Here is an 18,243-nt window from a genome sequence, read left to right as displayed (position 1 = left end):
TCCTCCTCACCGGTTGCCGCGGTTGCCGCCACCGCCGAAGTTGCCGCCGCCTCCCAGGCCACCGCCCACGCGGGGGCCGCCAAACGGGTTTGTGTTGTTTGACTGCCGCTGCTGATTGGACGAGGAGCGAATGCCGAGTACCACTTTTTGCCCTACCTGCAAACCGTTCAGGATCTCAGCGTTCGTTCCGTCGTCAAGCCCGACTTCCACCGTTGTGGAAACCGGATCTTGCCCCTCGCCGTTGTAGACCATCACCGACTTCCGATTGCCCAGGCCGCGGATCGCTTCGCTGGGGACGGTCAGCACGTTCGTCCGCTTGTCAATCTCAATGTTGGCGGTCATGCTCTGGCCCACTTTCAAGTGTGACGTGTCACCGGTAAGGGTCAGCGTCACCGGGAACGTGGTCACATTGTTCTGCGTCACCCCGGCCGGCGCGATTTGGTCGACCGTCGCCTCGAATTTTTCACCTGGCAGCGAATCGGCCGTCACCGTTGCCTTTTGGCCCAGTTTGATGACGGCAATGTCTGCCTCATCTACCGGAACAACCACCTGCAATGCGGAGCCGGTCGCCTGCAGCGACAATACCGTTGTGTTGCCGCCAACTTGCTCCCCTTCGTGCAGGTTGACGGCAGTGACGATTCCATCAAACGGCGCTGTCAGCGTCGCCTGTGCCAGATTGTTTTCCGCCGTTGCCAACGCCGCCCGCGCCTGCTCCACGGCCGCTTGCGCCTGTGCCAGATCGGCTTGCGTGGCCGGTTGTTTTTTCGAATTTAGTTGCGCTACTGCCGAATCGTACGCCGCTTGCGCCGAACGCACCGCGTTTTGCGCCGAAGCCAATTGAGTTTGCGCCTGGCTGATATTGGATTGGGCAGCGATCGCTGCGGCATAATCTTTGTTCGCCTGGTCCAGCTGCGCCTTCGCCATGGCGGTTTGTGCCGCATTCCCCGTCTTGTTCGCCGCATCATAATTGTTCTGCGCCGCTGTCAGCCGGGTGGCCGCATCCTGTACCTGCTTCTGCAAATAGGTGCTGTCCGCGTTTTGTTGGGCGATCTCCAGATTCCGCTTGGCAGTGTCCAAATCGGCCTGGGCCCGCGTCACCTGCGATTCCAGCTGCGCCAAATCGGCGCTCGTCGCCCCTTGCTGCAACGACGCAAGTTTCGCTTCCGCGCTTTTCAGGTTGGCGCTCGCGGAAGTCACTTGCACTTGCAATTGGTTTTTGTCCAATTCAGCCAGTACCTCGCCTTTTTGCACTGGATCGCCAACCTTCACTTTCAGGCTGGCCAAACGGCCCGCGGCGCCGAAAGTCAGGTTGGCCGTGCTGCTGCTTTGGACCGTGCCGGTCGCTGTCACCACCTTGGTGACATCCCCCATTTTCGCCTCCCCGATTAGATATTGGGTGGCGGCTTGTGCAGCCGAACGCTTTGCATATGCGTAATACCCGCCGCCCGCCAACACCAAAGCGGTTGCGGCCGCAATCAGAATGGTCCGTTTTTTGCGATCCACTTTACGATTCCCCCATTGCCGTCCGATTATTTTTGACGATTTTGTCATTTGGCGGGGCGGTTCCCGCCTGCCAGCCTGTCATCATTGTACTGAATGATTATGGAATATTTGTGGAAGAACCGGCCGACATTCACACAACTCATCCGCAACGCAATGGAGGAAGCTGGGAAACCTGTTCGAATACACGAGAATGAAAAAAGCGCCATATCTGGGTTGGCTCTGGGGCATAGCCCCGGCCCCCTACTGGCGCAAGCGCTTCAAAATTTCCACATCCTCGATCGTCTTCCCTAACTGATCGCGCTGGACATCCAGACGAACCTCAATCCTATCCAAACGTGTTTCAATCCTGTCCAAACGCTTTTCAATCCTATCCAAACGCTCGGAAACCTCAGAACGCAAAGTCCCGAACATCTGAATCAATTGTGTCAAGTGATCTTCGATAGACATGCAACCCCCACCCTCATTAGCGGTTTGATTTCATTATAAACTTTTTTCGAGTCCTCCAACAGACAAAAAACCTGCGACCGGGCGGACGCAGGTTCAAACCGTTTTCTTGCCGTATTCGGCGGTGACCGTCGTGTAAATGCCGCCGCGCACGTTGAATTTTCCGATCACTTGCATGTAACGCGGCTGCATGGCTTTCACCAGATCGTTCAGGATGATGTTCGTCACATCTTCGTGAAAATGCCCCTCGTCGCGGAAGCTCCACAGGTACAGTTTGAGCGACTTGAGCTCGACGATTGACGGACCCGGAATATATTTGATCGTAATCGTGGCAAAATCGGGCTGTCCCGTTTTCGGACACAGCGTTGTAAACTCCGGACTTTCGATTTCCACCAGATAATCCCGGTCCGGATGCGGATTCGGGACCACCTCAAGTTCCTTCGACGGACGTGTCGGCATCGATTTTTCCCTCCTTTTTTCCCTTCCTCAGGATAGCGAAGGTTGGTTGTCCGGTCAAGACTTACGTGGTGTGCTGCATCGGATCGTTCAAGTTATCCGCAGACATATCGCCGCCCCTGTCCGGTCCGGGCGTGTTGTTCGCCCCCAGAACAGAGGACGACCGGTCGATCTGCTGTTTCAGTTGGCTGCCGATTTGTCTCATCTGCTCCAGTTGTTGCAGCGTCTGCTGCTCGGCCGGCATCAGATTCCCGAAACCCCAAAAATATCTTCCAAATTGATCTCCAAATCCTCGAATATGCCAACTTTCACCCTTTCATGTTCCCCGTACGTTTCGGGTTCAGCAAACACATTCCGCTCAAACTGATATACTTCGACTGTTTTGTGAAACGGATCAACAATCCAGTATTCTTTCACTCCCGCTTTTCTGTACAGCTTGAGTTTTTGGTTCCGGTCTTTTCTTGCGGTGGCGGGAGAAAGGACTTCTACAACCAGATCAGGCGTTCCGTTGCATCCTCTGTCATCCAGTTTGGTCGGATCGCAAACAATCACAAGGTCCGGTTGAACGACATTTTCAATTTCATGATCGGTTTTCCCGTCGCCAAACAATCGAACATCAAACGGTGCAACGAAAGACTCGCACTTCTTTCCTCTGAGATACACGCTAAATTCTGTATGCAGCCGTCCAACGATCCTCTGATGTTCCGTGGAAGGTGCAGGGGTCATATTGTACGGAACGCCGCCGATAATCTCCCATCGTTCTCCTTCTCCGGTTTGCAAATATTCTGCATAATTGGTTGGCGGTGCGGAGCTTTTCTTCGAAGCTTCCATGTGTTCCAACCTCCCTTGTTCCATTATAACCTTTCCTGAAACCCAATCGCGAATGATAGCTTTTGTCCAATTTTTATTGTACCAGTTTGTTGAACCGGCAGACTACGCAACAGGATGGAAGCATGCATATTTTGTCAGAACGGATTGAAAAATAAGGTGCGAAAAGGAGGATCGCCATGCAAAACAGGAACCAGCACACAACCGAAGCCGAACTTCAGTCCTTGCAAAACGAATTCCAGCCAACAGCAACAAGTCGCGGCCCGACCCGCAGTATGTGAACGATCCGTTTGACCGGTCGATTACCTAAAGACAGCCTTGGGCCATTTTTCACTTGTTGACGGCAATCAAAAATTCAGTATCCTATTTACTGTAGTCCCACAGGATCCGCCAGTTGCCGTTTTCGTTCGCTCCATACACGTCTTGCCGCACCCAGAAGTTGCCGAACGCACTTTTGAAACTTTACGCCGCCGCTCGGGGAATTCCCGCCATCCAAAACAAGAAGCCGACCCGAAGGCCGGCCTCTGTATATCATCACACCGGGGGAACCGGTATGTATCTCTATCCTATTCGGTTGCCTCACAAACGGTTCATGAAAAAACGCACTTATACATTGGCAACTGTCCGGCTGGAATGGTAGAATGAAAATCATATTTTCGAACGGCTGAAGAAAGAGGGTTAACCATGAAGTTCAACATCGATGAAATGGGCATCAAAGAAATCCAGAATCTCGCCAAGCAGCTTCGCATCCCCCCTTCCTACAAAGAAGGCGGCGTACGGTTTCGTAAAAATAAAGCGCAGCTGGTCAGAGACATCAAACGGGCAATGCGAAAACAGGGTGAATTGGCGCAGTAAAAAAGAGTGTCGGTGACAAAACCGGCACTCTTTTGCCTACTCCGGTAATGTAATTGCCCGCTACCGGTTGATCACTTTCCCGATCAATTCCGCCTTCTTCTGCTGCAGCGACGCCTTGTATTCCGCTTCCACCCGCCTTGCCGGATCCAAGGGAAGCCCCGCCTGCCGCAAATCGTGTTCCATCCGGGCAAGCAATTGGTAGAAGGTATTGTTGATGGAAGCTTCCAATTTTTTCGCCGCGCCTGAATATTTATTGACCAGTTCTTGCACGGAAGGACTACCGGTCGCCTGGCTGTACCGGTATTCGTCCAAACCTTTGGCGACGATTTGATCGAGCCGCGAGCTGGCTTCCCGCTGCAATTGATCGAATGCGGGATCGTATTTTGCTTTGATCGCGGCCTCGTATATTGGGAGCCGCGAACTGGCTACAGGACTGGAAGGCTCTTCAACCGCGGCACTTCCGGATTGGGGAGCGCCGGCTAAGTTTTTACTTCCGAATGGTGCTGCGGAGCCGTTTTGCGGACTGGTGACCGTGCGGGGTTCGCAGCCGGCCGGCACCGCACTGCCGTTCTGCGGGGCGACAGCCTCCGTCATATGTAAAACCGGGGAAAAATCAAAAAAACTGTCGGGAAACACGCTGTCGGCCTTGACCTGTTCCACGTTCGGGCCAGGAGCAGGCGCCGTGCGCCAAGTGTGAGTGTACGCCCAATAGCCAACTCCGCTCACTGCGACCGCCCCTGTGACGATCCATCCAAGCCATTTCACGCTGCATCTCCCTCCATTAAAAAGCGCAATCGTTCACGCGCAAAAACCTCCTGCCTTTTCCTTCAGCAGGATTTCCATTTTTGCCAGGGTCTATCCAACAATTTCCCTCCGAACAAAAAACAGACCCTTCCAGCGGCGCAAACCGATCAACCGCGTTCGGAAGGGTCTACAAGTTCATGTAGCGACATCAAGGGAAACGCTTCCTGTTCAGCATCATCAGCGAGTTTCGAGCAGCAGGGACAGGGCTGTTCCGCCAAGCGACGTTTTCCCATCCGACAGCCATCTTTCTCATCGGCAGCGTATCGGGCATTCCATTGTCGGTCGTTATTTGCCCGCAGGCGGCGTGAAATAGAACGAACCGCTTGACCCTTGTGGGGATCCCTGCCCACTGAAGCCAGCAGACAGGGTACCGACGCCCGGCAGTGTCACGGACAGCGCCCCGCTACCCGATGCGGATGCGTTGCCGCCGCCCGGCGGGGTCGGGAGCGGCAAGCCCGGTCTCTGGACGCTGCCGCCCTGCAATTTTTGCTGCAACTCGCTCACCAGTTGCTGCACCTGTTGCTGCCCCTGCTGGAACGACTGCTGCAATTGCTGCACGCCTTCCTGCAGCTGCCGGGCCCCTTTTTGCAGCGATTCGGTCGGGTCACCGCCCGGCAACGGATTGTCAAACGGCAACGCATTGCCAGACGGCGGGTGCAGCTGTGGCAACGCCGATTTCAATCGATGCTTTCCTTGCTCCAGTTGTTGCTTGCCTTGTTCCAGGCCGTTCATCAACTGCTGTTGGCCTTGCTCCAACTGCTGTTTGCCTTGTTCCAGCGGGCTGGACAACTGCTGCAACGGATCGCCTCCGCTGCTGCCGCCGCTCCCATTCGCTTCTGCCTTGCCTTGAAAAGACGTTCCTGCCGCATAGGCCGCGAGGGGAACTGCCAGCACACCTGCGGCACCCAAGCTGATCCATGCCGATTTTTGCATGTGAAGTTCACTCATTTTTCAAAAATTTCAGTTTTCATTTACCATTTTTGAGTCAGATCCGGTCGGTAGCGAATCAGCTTTTCCTCAAGGCCGCTTCGAATCGACTCATGCGCTTCGACCGCCGTTTCCTCCACCCAGGCAAACGACCAATCATCCCGCTTCACATCGGGGAAATGCTGTTTCACCTGCGCATCCCCGTCTTTCAGCGGCCCGCGTTGGAATGCCACGCAGAACATCATGGCCGCCACCTGACGTTCGGTCGCATCGTCCGGCTTAAACTGATTGTTGCCCACGCCGCTGACCATCCCCAACGAGCGGGCAGTGGCAATCAAATCGCCAGCCCAGTGCTGGCTCGTATCCGAGAACCCTTCCAGGCCCGGGATCGGCTGAATCATCCGAATGGCCATGACCAGTGCCACCATCTCAGCGCGAGTAATCGGTTCATCCGGGTGGAACGTGCCATCCCCGTACCCGCGCATATACCCCGCTTTGGTCACGCTTGTAATGTACTTGTAAGCCCAATGCGTTTTCGGTACATCCGTGTACGGTTTCTCCAGATCGGAGTCAAACTTCAGATTTTTTACCTTCGTCACCACAGTGGCCGCTTCCGCCCGCGTAAAAGGTCGAGTCGGGTAAAATTTGCCGTCCGGATACCCGACGAAAAACGGCTGGTGCACTTCCGGCTGCGGCAGCAAAGACGGAAGCGTGCCGCTTGGCAGCCCGAGATCCAGACCGCCTCCCACTTCGACCGATCCGCCTCCTCCGACCGAGCCCCCCGTCTCCTGCTGCGTGCTGCTGCCGCCCAATCCCAGATTGGCCAACCCTAGGCTGGGCAAGCCAGTACTTTCCGCTCCTGCGATCCCGGCAGGCAGCCACCCGGCCAGCAGGAGCGATGCGGAAAACACGGCGCCACATAACGCTTTTCCTCGCATGACCCATCCCTCCAAATGGAATTGTTGTATCCCCACTGTTATAGTTTTCAGAATGACCAGTCAGTTTTGTGGGGGTAAAAGAAGTGGAGATGGAAAAATATTTTTCTTCAAAATTCGACCAATTCAGACGAATCTCCATAATAAAAAGGGCTTCCGTTAACCGGAAAGCGTGTTGAGACTTCATAAGCGTGACAACGCCAGTCGCATCTACAAGATGCTGTAACTCTTTGAATTCCACGTGCAAAAAAACCGCTGACCGCTTGCAAGGAAGCCTAGTTACTCCGTAGTTTCCGACCTACTATTCCACCAGAATATGGACATGGTTGAATTTTAAGATTCCACTCCACCGATTCGCTCCAATAAATTTCTTCTCGCATCATACGGCATGACCTAGCTCAACGCTTCTTTATGTTTTACATAATGGAGAGCAATGAGGTTCGTAATACCGTCGTCACGCGATAAGAATTCCATAAAAAGCAGTTGAAAAAACCTTACTAACAAAAAAGGGAGGCTTTTCCTCCCAAGTCCGGTCATGTTGTACGGTTCAAGCGCGGGCAGCACCTGACACCCAAACCAAGTTGTGCATTTCCAATTGGCGGCGGTTGATCTCTTCCTGCAGCAACTGTATGAAATGGTGGTCCAACTGTAATTCAACCGCTTGTTGATAAGCGTGCAACAATTCATCGTCAGTTAACATCCACATACTCCCTTCCCCCGCACCAAAGCTTGTTCGTATCCCAGGGTAGCATCGACAAACTTCGCGGGACAAGCGTCCCGGTTATCCATAGAAGCAGTGGATAACCTGTGAGCAAATTGTGGATTTTTCACCGGATCGCTGTTTAAAGTGTGTGTTTTGAACGGTATTGGCTGTGTATAATGTGGGTAACTTTATCCACAGGTCGGATGGATGTCGATTTTTGCTGAAGTGGCCGGCGCGCATCACAGCCGATGCATCGGAACCGTAGTAGGGGTAGATGTCCAGTTTGTAGGGAATTCCTTCTTTTTCCGCCAGATCCACCAACTTCTTGCGCAGGCCGTAGTGATACGTATACTTGCCCCAGAGTCAACCCAGACAGAAGGGATGAGTTAAAATAAAGACGAGGTGTTCATGATGCCGGGACGTAAGTGGACTGTGGACGAAAAGATGAACATCGTACTCGAGGGAATGGTGCCGGGCGCTAACATCAGCGAAGTATGTCGGCGGCATGGCGTGGCCCAGAGTCTGTATTACAGGTGGCGTGAAGCGTTTCTGGCCGGTGGACGAGCCGGACTGCAGTCCGGACCCTCCACGAGGGAGCAGGAGTTGGAGAAGGAACTGCAGGAGGCACGGGCCAAGATCGGGGAACTTACCATTCAGGTGGACGTGTTGCGAAAAAAATCGAATTGGGGCCGGAAGTAAACAGCCGTTCCTTGGTCCGTCAGCTCGCCAAAGAAGGGTTTCCGGCCCCAGTGATTGCAAAAGCGTTAGGGCTGAATCGGACGTACTGTTACAGCTTGCTGAAGCCGCCTGTGTCAAAACCCAAGCGGCCTTCTGTAGACAAGGACGCCTTGGTCAAGCAGCGGATCCGGAACCTGTGCGAAGAGTTCCCCACGTACGGATACCGGCGAATTCAGGTCATGCTGCGTCGCCGATACAACCTGCTGGTGAACCATAAACGGGTGTACCGGCTGATGAAGGAAATGGAGCTGCTGGTGAAATCGCCGAGGCGGGGCGCTTCTCGAACGAAACGGCGGGGGAAGATACCGGTCGCCAGGTCCAATGAGCATTTCCAGTGCGACATGACGAAGGTGTGGTGCGGGAAAGACGGCTGGGGATATCTGTTTGCCGTGATTGACGCCTATGACCGGGAGATTGTGGGGTACTCGTTTTCCCGGTTCTGCCGTACGGAGGAACTGTTGAAGGCTGTGGATATGGCGTTGAATTACCGCTTCCCGAACGGCGTTCAAGGTGCCGGTTTGACGTTGCGAACGGACAATGGCTGCCAGATGACAAGTCGGCGGTTCGTCCAAGCAATGAAGGCCTGCCAAATCAACCACGAGCGGACGGGGTACAACAACCCCGATGCGGACGGATACATCGAGCGATTCTTCCGGTCATTGAAGGAAGAGGAGGTCTGGCTGCAGGAGTATAGCAGCTTTGCCGAGGCGAAGGCAGCGATTGAGTCTTACATTCACTTTTACAACACGGAGCGGCCACATTCCGCTCTGGGCTATCGCTCGCCGTTGGAATTCAGGGAATGGAAAATGCAAAAGAACACAGCGTAACCAATGGTTGTCTGAATTATAAGTCTTACAAACTCTCTCTTAAAAGCCATCCCATCTGTCTTGACAATCTTGGGGTCAATACGCGTTGGCGCCCCCCTCTCCGTTACTGTGAACCGAGGCCGATAACTCCTACATCTGCCGCTCGATCCATCCGATCACCTCTTCCGTGAAGCCCGACGGGCTGGGGATGTTCGCCAGCTCCACCAAAGTATGTACAATTCGATCGACCCGATTTTCTGCCATCCTGCATCTCCTTTCCGGTTCATGAGCAATGTTCGCGGTTCAAGTGGAATTCTCGCAGTCGCTTGCCCCTATTTTACCACTCTCGATCGGTTTCGTAAGGCGGATCCGTTGGCCATCAGGAATCGTCGGGCAACACCTTTCGGCCGGCCGCAAAACGTGGTATGCTGGGGAAGGGGGCTGCCAATGAACCGTTTTATTCAGATCAAATCGCTTGCCGGCGAACTCAAGCGGACGGAAATCCGCAGAGGGATCAGTTACAAGCTGACCACGAAAGAGTTTATCCTGCAGCGGGAAGACCAGACGTACCACATTCTGTTTGAAGATATTCTGGGACTGATTCAGCGCGATACGGCAGACGGCCGTCCGGATGACAAAGGGACGCATAAAATCATCACCAACAAGATTCGGGTCTACAACCGCAGCGGAGTGTTTGAAAAAGGGGCCGCCACGCTGTATGCGAGCCTCTCGGAAAGTTTTTGCAGACTGTTTCTCGATTACCTGGAACGGTCGCATCTCCCAACTTCCGGATCGCAGTAAAAAAAAGAGTCGGCTGGGCCGGCTCACTTCACTTTGATGGGATTGGTTTTTTCGGATTTTTTTGGGAGGTGTTTCCATGCACTCACCGAAACAACCTGACAAGAAAGAGAGTCCTTTCCGGGCAATCGGGTTGGTGTCTGCGATCGGGACTGATCTGGCCCTGTCCGTGCTTGGCGGCGTCTATCTGGGAAAATGGGCCGACAACCATTTCGGCACGTCGCCCGCATTTTTGATCACCGGTTTGTTCGTCGGGCTGGCCGCCGGAATTTACGGAATGCTGCTGATGATCAGACGATTTCAATAGCTAGGACCGGTTCTGCGACTTCAGCACCTCGTCCACTTTCGCCAGTTCCTGCACAAACCCCTGCAGCACTTTCCTGTACTCCTCTTCCTTCAACCTATCGCCGCTCGTGCGGGCTTCCATATATTTGTCAATCATCAGATAGATATGACCCATCAACGCTTCCCTTGTCAGCCGGAGGTCGAAATCGGACGGCAGTTTGCGTTCGATAAACGGTCCTTCGTCCATGATCAATCCGTTGACATACAGGGTTCGCCACAGCTCGTTGCGGCTCGTGCCGAATTTTTCTCCGCGCAATCGCGCCGTTTCAATCAGCCATTCGATCGCTTGTACCAGGCGGCCATCGCCTTTTTTGATTCGCATGTAGTCGATGTGCAGTTGGTAGTATGTCGCCTGCTCGTATACATAAAATGTGACCGTTTCCTCATTTTGTAAAAGCGACACCGCCATCATTTTGCCCCGCATTTTTTCCTCGACCATCAGGCCCAACTTGTGGATCATCCGTTTCCACCTGACAAAATCGTCGCGCGACACATCCCCCGCCACATTCCGAAAAATCACGATTTCATCCGGCACAGCCTCCCCCTCCTTCTGCTGCCAGAGGCTGATTTTGTATATCATATGAGCCGCGGACAAAAAAGTGAAAGACGGGTTTGACAAGCAATTTTAACAGATTTTCCGCCTGCGTTGTGTTACGATAAAAACGAACGTTGACAGAATGGAGGATCACACGATGCACCCGTTTCGTATCAGTCGATATACCAGGCAAAGGATTCTGTTGGCACTGGCTGCGTTGGTGCTCGGAACCGGGCTTGCCGCTTGCGGAGAAAGCGCTTCCGGCGACCATCACCATGCGGGAACTGCTTCCGGAACGCCTGCTGGACAAGCGACCGGCGAGCTGCCGGCACAGGGGCAAATCGCCAATTTTACACTGGAGAACTCGGCCGACAAACGACCGGTGTCACTTGATTCCGACCTGAAAGCCAAGGCGAAGCTGGTGTACTTTTTCTATACGAACTGCCCGGATGTGTGCCCGATCACAACCAAGCGGATGGCGGACATTCTCGGCAAACTGAAACAGCAGGGACTCGACGCTGAAGTGAAACTGATCTCGATCACGGTCGATCCGAAGCGCGATACGCCGGAAGCCATCCAACAATTTGCGAAAAAATTCGATGCGGACCCGAAAACCTGGGTGTTCCTGCGCGGCACGAAAGAACAAACGGACGCGGTCATGCAGCAGTTCCACGTATCGGCGGAAGAAACGATGAGCCACGAGATCATGCACAACGACCGCCTGTTTTTGCTCGATGAGAAAAATCAAATGCGCGCTTCATATGTGATGAGCACAGGTGTGAAGGACGAGGAAGTCATCCGCGACATCAAACAGCTGCTTGGAAAATAAAAACGGCCCCGGCAAGCAGGCCGGGGTTCTCTTGCAGGTTGCATGCAGATAGGAGGGGAAACCGGGATGAAACGGGTGAAAACAGCCTTTTTGAATCACTCCAGCGCATCCAGCAACCGTTGATTCTCTGCCCGCGTACGGACCGCGATGCGAAAATAGGTCCCATCCAGCCCCGCAAACGACCTGCAATCGCGTACAAACAACCCCTTCGCGGCCAGTTTCGGCCACCACTTGCCGATTTCCACGTCGTCCCGTTGCACGAGCAGAAAATTCGCATCGGAGGGCACCACCCGATAGCCCTTGTCCCGCAGCCGTTGTGCCAGATACTCCCTCTCGATCTGCAGCCACTCGATCGTGGACCGCTGAAAATCCGCATCCGCCAGCCCCGCGGCGGCAGCCGCCTGCGCCAGTGTATTGACCGACCACGGGATTTGCAACTCGCGCATTTTTGGAATGGCTTGTTCAGCCGCAGCCACATACCCGATGCGAATGCCGGGAATCGCAAAGAACTTGGTCAGAGAGCGAATGACCACCAGCTTGTCCGCGACGGGCACCTGGCTGATCAAACTGCGTGTCTCGTCATCCGGCAGAAAATCGAGAAACGCCTCGTCGACCAGCAACCACTTGTCCATCTCTTTGGCTGCCGCCAGCAATCTGTCCAAAATGGCCGGCTCGACGCACCGTCCCGTGGGATTGTTCGGATTGGCGAGAACCAGCATATCGACCTCGTGCAGCACCCGCATCAGTGGTTCCGGCTCGACTGCAAAACCGGTTTCAGCCGTTAGCGGAACCCGCACAATCTCCGCCCCCTCCACCCGGGCGGCCTGTTCGTATTCGCGGAATGCGGGCGCGACAGTCGCAACGCGCCGCGGGCGAATCAGCCGCATCGCCAGAAAAATAAGCTCCGCGGCCCCATTCCCGAGCAAAAAGTGGCTTTCCGGCAGCGCCCATTTTTTTGCCAATGCGGACAGCACATCCTGCCCAAGCGGATCAGGATAGTCGACGATGCGAGGGAGCGCCTGCTGAATCGCCTGCATAACCGATACGGGCGGCCCAAGCGGATTCAGATTCGCACTGAAGTCGACCATTTCCTCGCGGCTCCATCCCCATTCCCGCTGGTAGCGGGTGATATTGCCTCCATGCTGCACGGTATCACTTCCCCTTCATCGTGCCAGAATCGCGGTCGCTGCCAATAAAAAAACCGCCTCCGTCAGTTCGCAGAGCGCCCCGTATGTATCGCCCGTCAGACCGCCCAGCGAGCGAACCATGCTCCGGGTGAACCACCAGAACACCAGCCAGCAGACGCAGAGCACGACAAATCCTTTCACTTGCCACAAAATCAGCGGCAAACTCAACACCATCCCCGTCCCCAGTAGCTGGGCAACCGGCACCCGGCCGGCCAGCGCAACCCCCATTCCCTCTTGCCGGGCGGGCGGGTAATGAGCGATCGCCCACACCATCGCAAACCGGCCGACCGCCGGCATCAGGAGAAGAACTCCTGGAAAATGGGGGCCGGCAGTTGTGAACAACGCCCATTTTAACGCAAACAGGCAGACAAACGAGATGACGCCCATCGCGCCGACCCGGCTGTCTTTCATGATCGCCAGCTTCCGTTCGCGGTCGCGGCCGCTCAACAGCCCGTCCGCCGTGTCCATCAGGCCGTCGAGATGCAGGCCGCCGGTCACTGCAATCTCCGCGATCACCAGCAGGACACCGGCAACCACGGCAGGCAGGAAGGCGAAAAACAAATGAGACAATCCAACCAGAATGCCGCCGATCAGCAGCCCTACATACGGGTACCAGCGGACGCTCCGAACAAACGCCGTTTCATCGAATGGGGCCGGTTCGGCCGCCGGCTTCTCCGGCCACGGAAGGCGTGTCAGAAACTGAACGGCCATTTTCCATTCCTGTACGATACGCAAAACGGGGTCACCTCCCGACTGGATACGCTGCTCCTGCCGCCGCCAACATCCACCATACGATACCGCCGGCGGCCAACATCAAGCCTGCACTGACATACAAAATACGGATCGTCTGCCGGATGTGGATCGGGGCCAGTTCGTGCAGAGGTTCTCCCATGTAGGCGCGAAACGACTCCCGTCCGTGATAGATGTTGCGCCCGCCGAGCCGGATGCCGAGCGCCCCGGCCACCCCCGATTCCGGGATGCCGCTGTTCGGGCTTGGGTGTTTGGCCGCATCCCGCCGGATCGTCCGCCAGGCACCGGCGGCCGAATGGCGCAGAATCCAGGCGGCTGCCACGACCAACAAACCGGTAATCCGGGCGGGAATCCAGTTTAACAGATCATCGAGTCGGGCCGATGCCCATCCAAAATGCAGGTAACGATCATTCTTGTAGCCGACCATTGAATCAAGCGTGTTGGCCGCCCGGTATACCATCGCCAGCGGAGCGCCGCCGAGCATCGCATAAAAAAGCGGCGCCACCACAGCGTCCACAATATTTTCCGCGACGCTTTCCACGGCGGCCCGCACCACCTCCGGTTCCGGCAGTTGCCGCGTATCCCGGCTGACAATCCATCCGGCCAACTGCCTCGCCCGTTCCAGCTCGCCTGCCGCCAGCGCCCGCCGAATCCCGTTGCCCGCTTCCGCCAGGCCGCGAACGGCGATCGTCGTCGAGATGAGCCAGATGTTGGCGAACACGGCCAGCCACGGGTGAATGTGGCCGGCCAGCCAGAGCAAGCCGAGCACCGCTCCACCGCTCGCCCCCACGACCAATGCCGCAAGCAGCACACCGGCCCATTTTTCCCGTTTGGCTAACACCGTCGCATCCGCTTTCGCCGCTTCCCGCGCAGGCGCCCGGAACAACCGCCGCAAAACTGTCTCCAGCCAGCCGGACAGCTTGCCGATCCACACCACCGGGTGGGGCAGCCAGCGCGGGTCGCCGATCAAAAGGTCGAGCACAAATGCCACGTACACATCGATCATAACCGCACCTGCAGCTCCTTCAAATTCACCGGGATCCCCGCCATTACAGCGTAGACCGCATCCGCTTCGCGGGCGGCCAACTGGTTCATCAAGCCGAGTTGATCGCGATAGGCCCGCAGCGATTTGGATTCCGGCACGATACCCGCTCCGACCTCGCTCGTCACGATCACCACCGGGTGCGGATACTGTTTGCACGCCTGCAGCAGCTCTTCCGTCAGTTCGGCCACTTGTTCGTCGGATAAACAGACTGCTTCTCCATCGCCCGGTCTATCTGTTTCACCGTCTGCCGATCGCTGTACCGCTTCACCCAAACACCCGCCTGCTTTGCCTCGCTGTTCCGCCTCCCAGCGCCAGTTGTTCAGGAGCAGTGACAGGCAATCGAGCAGGAGGATTCCTGCGGAACCGTCCAATTCCCGTATCCGCTGGGCGACGCGGGTCGCCTCCTCAATACAGCCCCACTCAGCAGGCCGCCGGGCGACATGCGCGGCGATCCTCGCTTCCAGTTCCGCGTCGATCCGCGGGCAGGTGGCAATATAGGTGACAGGCAGGCCCGCCTGTTTTTGCAAGTTCGCACAATACGCTTCCGCAAACCGGCTTTTCCCGCTGCGAGAACCGCCGATTACCAGCACCAACTTTGCACTTTTGCCCACACGATCACCCGTCTCTCTCAAACGTCCCGATTCAACTCACCCGTCTCGCCGGCAGCCTGCGTTTGTACCGGGTGGGGCTATGCGGACCGCCTGATAGCGTTGCCGTTTCGTCAGGGGCCCGCCCCGGTCCGTTGCAACCATCGCAGTGTTCACCTGTTCTGCTCCCTGCTGTCGAGCGCCACGTTCAACGCCCGGCTGACGGCCCGCGCCATCAACGCTCCGACGACAGTCCCCGGCCCCGCGTATGGCAGTTCTTCGCCGCGGCCTGTCATTGCAACCACGACCGCATCCGTCGTGGTGCCGGTCGCCATCCGCCCGCTCGCCGGACAGCGAATGTCCCGTTCATAAAAAATCGCCGTTTTCGCCTCTGTTACTGTCATCACCGCATTCACCAACGCGGCATCGGACAGTTGTCCCTCGACCAGCACGATTATGTTGATCGTGCCCGGCCGGTAGGGGGCCGGTGTCCGGGTGATCTTCCCCGTTCGGTGCGCATCAGCCACCGCAGGAGCCGTTTCCTGCAAATAAGAAGGCCAAACGCCCGCCCGCCATGCGTTGCTGATACCGGCGGTGACAACGGCTGCGACGCGCAGCGGGTGGCGAGTCTCGGCCGGAGCGGTGGTGCCATCCGCCTGTTCCCGACTGGCAACAGGCCCTGCGCTGGATAAGCCGACCAGACTGAACGGCGCATCGTCCGCATCGTCGTGCGGCTCGATCGCCACCGCCGCGTTTTTCACATCCACCGCCGTCATGAGGCCGATCGTCCGCTCCGGCAGTCCCAGACGGCTTGCCTCGCGGCGCAAATCCTCGATCGGATCACTGGAACAGTAGCCTTTATTCACGGTGAAATTGAAGATGCAACGTATGCCCTCCTGCCGCCCGCCGTTATAAATCGCCGAACTGACGGCGGAGAGCGGAATCCCGCTTTTTACCAGCAGCCGTTTGTCATAGTGTTCCAGGGTTACATCCGGTACCAGCACTTGTCGTTTAAGCGGTTGCATCGGAGACGCCCGCTTCGTCAAACGTGGCCATTTCGGCGAGAACCCGTGCTGCCGCCTGCAGCATGGGCAGCGCCAGCGCGGCGCCCGATCCTTCCCCCAACCGCATTGAAAAATCGAACAGCGGCTCCAGATCCAACGCCTCCAAAACAACGCGGTGACCCGGCTCCACCGAGCGGTGGGAAGCAAACAGGTAGGGCCGCACGTCCGGTTCGATCTTGGCTGCGACCAGCGCCGCGGCGCTGGTGATAAACCCGTCCACCACAACAGCCATCCGGTGGGCGGCGCAGGCCAAGGTCAGTCCGGCCAGTCCCGCGATTTCCAGGCCGCCGATTTTGGCCAACACATCGACCGGATCGGACGGATCGGGGGAATGCAGCACGATCGCTTGCCGGATCACCTCGATTTTGCGGTTGACTCCTTCCGCACCAAGGCCGGTTCCGGCCCCTGCCACTTCCTGCACCGGTCTGCCTGTCAGAACGGACGCCACCGCAGCGCTCGCCGTCGTATTGCCGATTCCCATTTCGCCAAGCGCTACGATTTTATACCCTTGTTCATGCAGCCTGCGGCCCATCTCCCAGCCGACCGACAGCGCCCGCTCCGCTTCTTCCCGCGTCATCGCCGGCTCTTTCGCCAGATTTGCGGTACCATACCGCACTTTTTCGACCCATAGACGGCTGGCGGAGCGTCCGGCTGAATCGGCTTCTTTTTCTTGCACACCCGTGGTCGCTGCTTCCGTCACCTGACCTGCGGGAATATCCGCCTTCACACCGACATCCACCACATGCACATCCGCGTTGGCATTTCGCGCCAGGGCGTTGATGGCAGCCCCGCCCGCCAGAAAATTAAGCACCATCTGCACGGTGACTTCGGCAGGGTACGCCGAAACCCCCTCTTCCGTCACACCGTGATCGCCCGCCATCACGACGACTGCCGCCGGTGCCGCCGCCGGAATCGGCTGCCCTTGAATTCCCGCCAAGCGAATGGCGATCTCCTCCAACCGTCCGAGACTGCCCGGCGGTTTGGTCAACCGGTTGTGCCGTTCGCTTGCAAGGCGCATCGCCTCCCGGTCCAGTTCCCTGATCGTCGCCAATAATTTCCACATCCGGAACACCTCTGCCATCTCAATTGTCATCGATCCCGTATATAATAGGCCTAGTAGACGATGTACATTTCCATGATGCACCAAGGTGGGTTCCATGACAAGATTGATTTTGATCCGGCATGGCATGACGGATGACAACTTGCAATACCGCCTTTCCGGCTGGACGGATACACCGCTGAATGAGGCGGGCATCCGGCAGGCGGAATGCGTTGCCGACTGTTTGCAGCACCGGGTCCGGCAAGGCAAGCCGATTCACGCGATCTACGCGAGCCCGCTGCTGCGGGCCGCCCAAACGGCGGAGATCATTGCCGAACGGCTGGGATTGTCAGTCCTTTATCGAGATGGGTTAAAAGAGATGAATTTTGGAAAATTTGACGGGCAGCCGATCCTCTCCCTGTACGAGCGGCACAAGGAGATGGTGGATCGCGCGCTGAATCCGGGGGACGACGAATTTGCCTGGGAAGACGGCGAATCGCGTCCGCAGTTGTACCGCCGGATCGAAACGGCGATTCGGGGAATCGCCGAAGCTCATCCCGAGCAGACGGTGGCGATCGTCACCCATGCGGGGGCGATTGCCTATTTTGTTGCAGGGATTCTCGGCAAACGGTTGTCCGAATGGAACCGGTACCACGTCGGCAACTGCAGCCTGACAACCGTTCTCTTTAAAAATGGAATGTTTCAACTGGCCGAACACAACCGGACCGATCACGTTCCGGCCGACAAGTTGGCCGAATTCGTGCTGGCAGCGAAACGGCGGCTCGGCATTCCGATCGAGTAGGAGGGGGCGGCTAACCCCCGTCCTCTCACACCACCTAGCATGCGGGTCCGCACTAGGCGGTTCCAAAAGGTTGACGAAGTTCCAGATAACGTACAAGCAAACTTTTCAGCCCTTGTGCTTCCCAATAGGAAGTATCAAGGGCATTGTTTAGGTTGCGGGCCATTTCCCATGCCCCGCAACGGGAGTTGGCCATGATGTGAACCGCAAATTCCGGCACACCCAGTGCCCGTAGTTCCCGATAGCGTGTTCGCACTCGCTTCCAT

The 18,243-nt window shown here is 56.5% G+C and carries 22 protein-coding genes and 3 pseudogenes; 7 read left to right on the top strand and 18 right to left on the bottom strand.

Annotation, left to right across the window (positions count from 1 at the left end):
* Positions 1-6: 6 nt before the first annotated feature.
* The 5 genes and pseudogenes from C230_RS0111690 to C230_RS0111670 form a co-directional block, all read right to left on the bottom strand.
* Positions 7-1,503 carry an efflux RND transporter periplasmic adaptor subunit gene (locus C230_RS0111690; protein ID WP_018132225.1) on the bottom strand — a complete coding sequence of 499 codons (1,497 nt, stop codon included), beginning with the start codon at positions 1,501-1,503 and terminating at the stop codon, positions 7-9.
* Positions 1,504-1,743: 240 nt separating this feature from the next.
* The gene (locus C230_RS0111685; protein WP_018132224.1) at positions 1,744-1,950 is read right to left on the bottom strand and encodes a hypothetical protein; all 207 of its coding nucleotides are present in this window, start codon (positions 1,948-1,950) and stop codon (positions 1,744-1,746) included.
* A gap of 105 nt (positions 1,951-2,055) precedes the next feature.
* Positions 2,056-2,382: pseudogene (gene queF / locus C230_RS0111680) on the bottom strand (preQ(1) synthase); the annotation flags it as partial.
* Between the two features lie 85 nt (positions 2,383-2,467).
* Entirely contained in the window at positions 2,468-2,647 is a 180-nt protein-coding gene (locus tag C230_RS0111675) for a hypothetical protein (RefSeq protein WP_018132222.1), read from the bottom strand.
* A complete protein-coding gene (locus tag C230_RS0111670; RefSeq protein ID WP_018132221.1) occupies positions 2,647-3,234 on the bottom strand; it encodes a Uma2 family endonuclease in 588 nt (195 codons plus the stop codon). Before C230_RS0111670 ends, C230_RS0111675 begins: the two co-directional genes overlap by 1 nt.
* Before the next feature lie 681 nt (positions 3,235-3,915).
* Here C230_RS0111670 and C230_RS22590 point away from each other — a divergent pair.
* Positions 3,916-4,086 carry a hypothetical protein gene (locus tag C230_RS22590; RefSeq protein WP_018132219.1) on the top strand — a complete coding sequence of 57 codons (171 nt, stop codon included), beginning with the start codon at positions 3,916-3,918 and terminating at the stop codon, positions 4,084-4,086.
* Positions 4,087-4,146: 60 nt separating this feature from the next.
* On the opposite strand, the gene C230_RS0111655 is transcribed toward C230_RS22590, so the two are convergent.
* The 5 genes and pseudogenes from C230_RS0111655 to C230_RS23385 form a co-directional block, all read right to left on the bottom strand.
* On the bottom strand, positions 4,147-4,851 hold the full coding sequence (locus C230_RS0111655) for a hypothetical protein (RefSeq protein WP_018132218.1): 705 nt from the start codon (positions 4,849-4,851) through the stop codon (positions 4,147-4,149).
* 324 nt (positions 4,852-5,175) lie between these two features.
* Positions 5,176-5,823, bottom strand: a complete 648-nt coding sequence (locus C230_RS0111650) for a hypothetical protein (RefSeq protein ID WP_018132217.1) — start codon at positions 5,821-5,823, stop codon at positions 5,176-5,178.
* Between the two features lie 38 nt (positions 5,824-5,861).
* Positions 5,862-6,755, bottom strand: coding sequence for an S-layer homology domain-containing protein (locus C230_RS0111645; protein ID WP_018132216.1), 894 nt, complete (start codon positions 6,753-6,755; stop codon positions 5,862-5,864).
* A 544-nt stretch (positions 6,756-7,299) separates the two neighbouring features.
* Complete coding sequence (gene sda / locus C230_RS22035; protein ID WP_018132215.1) at positions 7,300-7,458, bottom strand: sporulation histidine kinase inhibitor Sda; 159 nt, start codon at positions 7,456-7,458, stop codon at positions 7,300-7,302.
* Between the two features lie 222 nt (positions 7,459-7,680).
* Positions 7,681-7,800: pseudogene (locus C230_RS23385) on the bottom strand (peptidase M42); the annotation flags it as partial.
* Between the two features lie 66 nt (positions 7,801-7,866).
* On the opposite strand from C230_RS23385, the gene C230_RS0111635 reads away from it, so the two are divergent.
* From C230_RS0111635 to C230_RS0111615, 4 genes are all read left to right on the top strand, one after another.
* Positions 7,867-8,154 (top strand): transposase, encoded by a 288-nt coding sequence (locus C230_RS0111635; protein WP_018132214.1) that lies wholly within the window; start codon positions 7,867-7,869, stop codon positions 8,152-8,154.
* Positions 8,139-9,020, top strand: a complete 882-nt coding sequence (locus C230_RS0111630) for an IS3 family transposase (RefSeq protein WP_018132213.1) — start codon at positions 8,139-8,141, stop codon at positions 9,018-9,020. Before C230_RS0111635 ends, C230_RS0111630 begins: the two co-directional genes overlap by 16 nt.
* 426 nt (positions 9,021-9,446) lie before the next feature.
* Positions 9,447-9,800, top strand: coding sequence for a hypothetical protein (locus C230_RS20230; RefSeq protein ID WP_018132211.1), 354 nt, complete (start codon positions 9,447-9,449; stop codon positions 9,798-9,800).
* A gap of 76 nt (positions 9,801-9,876) precedes the next feature.
* Complete coding sequence (locus tag C230_RS0111615) at positions 9,877-10,104, top strand: AtpZ/AtpI family protein (protein ID WP_018132210.1); 228 nt, start codon at positions 9,877-9,879, stop codon at positions 10,102-10,104.
* Here the strand turns inward: C230_RS0111615 and C230_RS0111610 are convergent, their stop codons facing one another.
* On the bottom strand, positions 10,105-10,677 hold the full coding sequence (locus C230_RS0111610; RefSeq protein ID WP_018132209.1) for a hypothetical protein: 573 nt from the start codon (positions 10,675-10,677) through the stop codon (positions 10,105-10,107). It abuts the gene before it with no gap.
* Between the two features lie 157 nt (positions 10,678-10,834).
* Here C230_RS0111610 and C230_RS20225 point away from each other — a divergent pair, with 157 nt between their 5' ends.
* Positions 10,835-11,506, top strand: a complete 672-nt coding sequence (locus C230_RS20225; protein ID WP_018132208.1) for an SCO family protein — start codon at positions 10,835-10,837, stop codon at positions 11,504-11,506.
* 95 nt (positions 11,507-11,601) lie between these two features.
* Here C230_RS20225 and cobD read toward each other — a convergent pair whose 3' ends face one another.
* The 6 genes from cobD to cobT form a co-directional block, all read right to left on the bottom strand.
* Positions 11,602-12,654: a threonine-phosphate decarboxylase CobD gene (cobD, locus tag C230_RS0111600; RefSeq protein ID WP_018132207.1), complete on the bottom strand. Its 1,053-nt coding sequence runs from the start codon at positions 12,652-12,654 to the stop codon at positions 11,602-11,604.
* A gap of 15 nt (positions 12,655-12,669) precedes the next feature.
* Entirely contained in the window at positions 12,670-13,428 is a 759-nt protein-coding gene (gene cobS, locus C230_RS0111595; RefSeq protein WP_018132206.1) for an adenosylcobinamide-GDP ribazoletransferase, read from the bottom strand.
* 7 nt (positions 13,429-13,435) lie between these two features.
* Positions 13,436-14,449, bottom strand: a complete 1,014-nt coding sequence (gene cbiB / locus C230_RS0111590; RefSeq protein ID WP_018132205.1) for an adenosylcobinamide-phosphate synthase CbiB — start codon at positions 14,447-14,449, stop codon at positions 13,436-13,438.
* Complete coding sequence (cobU, locus tag C230_RS0111585) at positions 14,446-15,099, bottom strand: bifunctional adenosylcobinamide kinase/adenosylcobinamide-phosphate guanylyltransferase (RefSeq protein WP_018132204.1); 654 nt, start codon at positions 15,097-15,099, stop codon at positions 14,446-14,448. The genes cbiB and cobU overlap by 4 nt, the downstream gene beginning before the upstream one ends.
* Before the next feature lie 149 nt (positions 15,100-15,248).
* A complete protein-coding gene (locus tag C230_RS21415; RefSeq protein ID WP_018132203.1) occupies positions 15,249-16,100 on the bottom strand; it encodes an adenosylcobinamide amidohydrolase in 852 nt (283 codons plus the stop codon).
* Complete coding sequence (cobT, locus tag C230_RS0111575; RefSeq protein ID WP_018132202.1) at positions 16,087-17,202, bottom strand: nicotinate-nucleotide--dimethylbenzimidazole phosphoribosyltransferase; 1,116 nt, start codon at positions 17,200-17,202, stop codon at positions 16,087-16,089. Before cobT ends, C230_RS21415 begins: the two co-directional genes overlap by 14 nt.
* 94 nt (positions 17,203-17,296) lie before the next feature.
* Here cobT and C230_RS20215 point away from each other — a divergent pair, with 94 nt between their 5' ends.
* A complete protein-coding gene (locus C230_RS20215; protein ID WP_018132201.1) occupies positions 17,297-17,980 on the top strand; it encodes a histidine phosphatase family protein in 684 nt (227 codons plus the stop codon).
* A 52-nt stretch (positions 17,981-18,032) separates the two neighbouring features.
* Here C230_RS20215 and C230_RS20210 read toward each other — a convergent pair.
* Positions 18,033-18,243, bottom strand: a pseudogene (locus C230_RS20210) (group II intron reverse transcriptase/maturase); the annotation flags it as partial.

It is taken from the genome of Effusibacillus pohliae DSM 22757 (genome assembly GCF_000376225.1).
In the GTDB taxonomy this organism is placed as follows: Bacteria; Bacillota; Bacilli; order Tumebacillales; family Effusibacillaceae; genus Effusibacillus; species Effusibacillus pohliae.
The sequence above is the reverse complement of the archived record's forward strand: the minus strand, read 5'-3'. Positions and strand labels throughout refer to the sequence as shown.

Excerpts from the sequence above, each read along its gene's own strand:
- C230_RS20230 (WP_018132211.1), top strand. The coding sequence starts at position 9,447 with ATGAACCGTTTTATTCAGATCAAATCGCTTGCCGGCGAACTCAAGCGG.
- cobT (WP_018132202.1), bottom strand. The coding sequence starts at position 17,202 with ATGTGGAAATTATTGGCGACGATCAGGGAACTGGACCGGGAGGCGATG.
- C230_RS0111685 (WP_018132224.1), bottom strand. The coding sequence starts at position 1,950 with ATGTCTATCGAAGATCACTTGACACAATTGATTCAGATGTTCGGGACT.
- C230_RS20215 (WP_018132201.1), top strand. The coding sequence starts at position 17,297 with ATGACAAGATTGATTTTGATCCGGCATGGCATGACGGATGACAACTTG.
- cbiB (WP_018132205.1), bottom strand. The coding sequence starts at position 14,449 with ATGATCGATGTGTACGTGGCATTTGTGCTCGACCTTTTGATCGGCGAC.
- sda (WP_018132215.1), bottom strand. The coding sequence starts at position 7,458 with ATGTGGATGTTAACTGACGATGAATTGTTGCACGCTTATCAACAAGCG.
- C230_RS22590 (WP_018132219.1), top strand. The coding sequence starts at position 3,916 with ATGAAGTTCAACATCGATGAAATGGGCATCAAAGAAATCCAGAATCTC.
- C230_RS0111645 (WP_018132216.1), bottom strand. The coding sequence starts at position 6,755 with ATGCGAGGAAAAGCGTTATGTGGCGCCGTGTTTTCCGCATCGCTCCTG.
- C230_RS0111650 (WP_018132217.1), bottom strand. The coding sequence starts at position 5,823 with ATGCAAAAATCGGCATGGATCAGCTTGGGTGCCGCAGGTGTGCTGGCA.
- C230_RS0111670 (WP_018132221.1), bottom strand. The coding sequence starts at position 3,234 with ATGGAAGCTTCGAAGAAAAGCTCCGCACCGCCAACCAATTATGCAGAA.
- C230_RS0111675 (WP_018132222.1), bottom strand. The coding sequence starts at position 2,647 with ATGCCGGCCGAGCAGCAGACGCTGCAACAACTGGAGCAGATGAGACAA.
- C230_RS21415 (WP_018132203.1), bottom strand. The coding sequence starts at position 16,100 with ATGCAACCGCTTAAACGACAAGTGCTGGTACCGGATGTAACCCTGGAA.
- C230_RS20225 (WP_018132208.1), top strand. The coding sequence starts at position 10,835 with ATGCACCCGTTTCGTATCAGTCGATATACCAGGCAAAGGATTCTGTTG.
- C230_RS0111615 (WP_018132210.1), top strand. The coding sequence starts at position 9,877 with ATGCACTCACCGAAACAACCTGACAAGAAAGAGAGTCCTTTCCGGGCA.
- C230_RS0111635 (WP_018132214.1), top strand. The coding sequence starts at position 7,867 with ATGCCGGGACGTAAGTGGACTGTGGACGAAAAGATGAACATCGTACTC.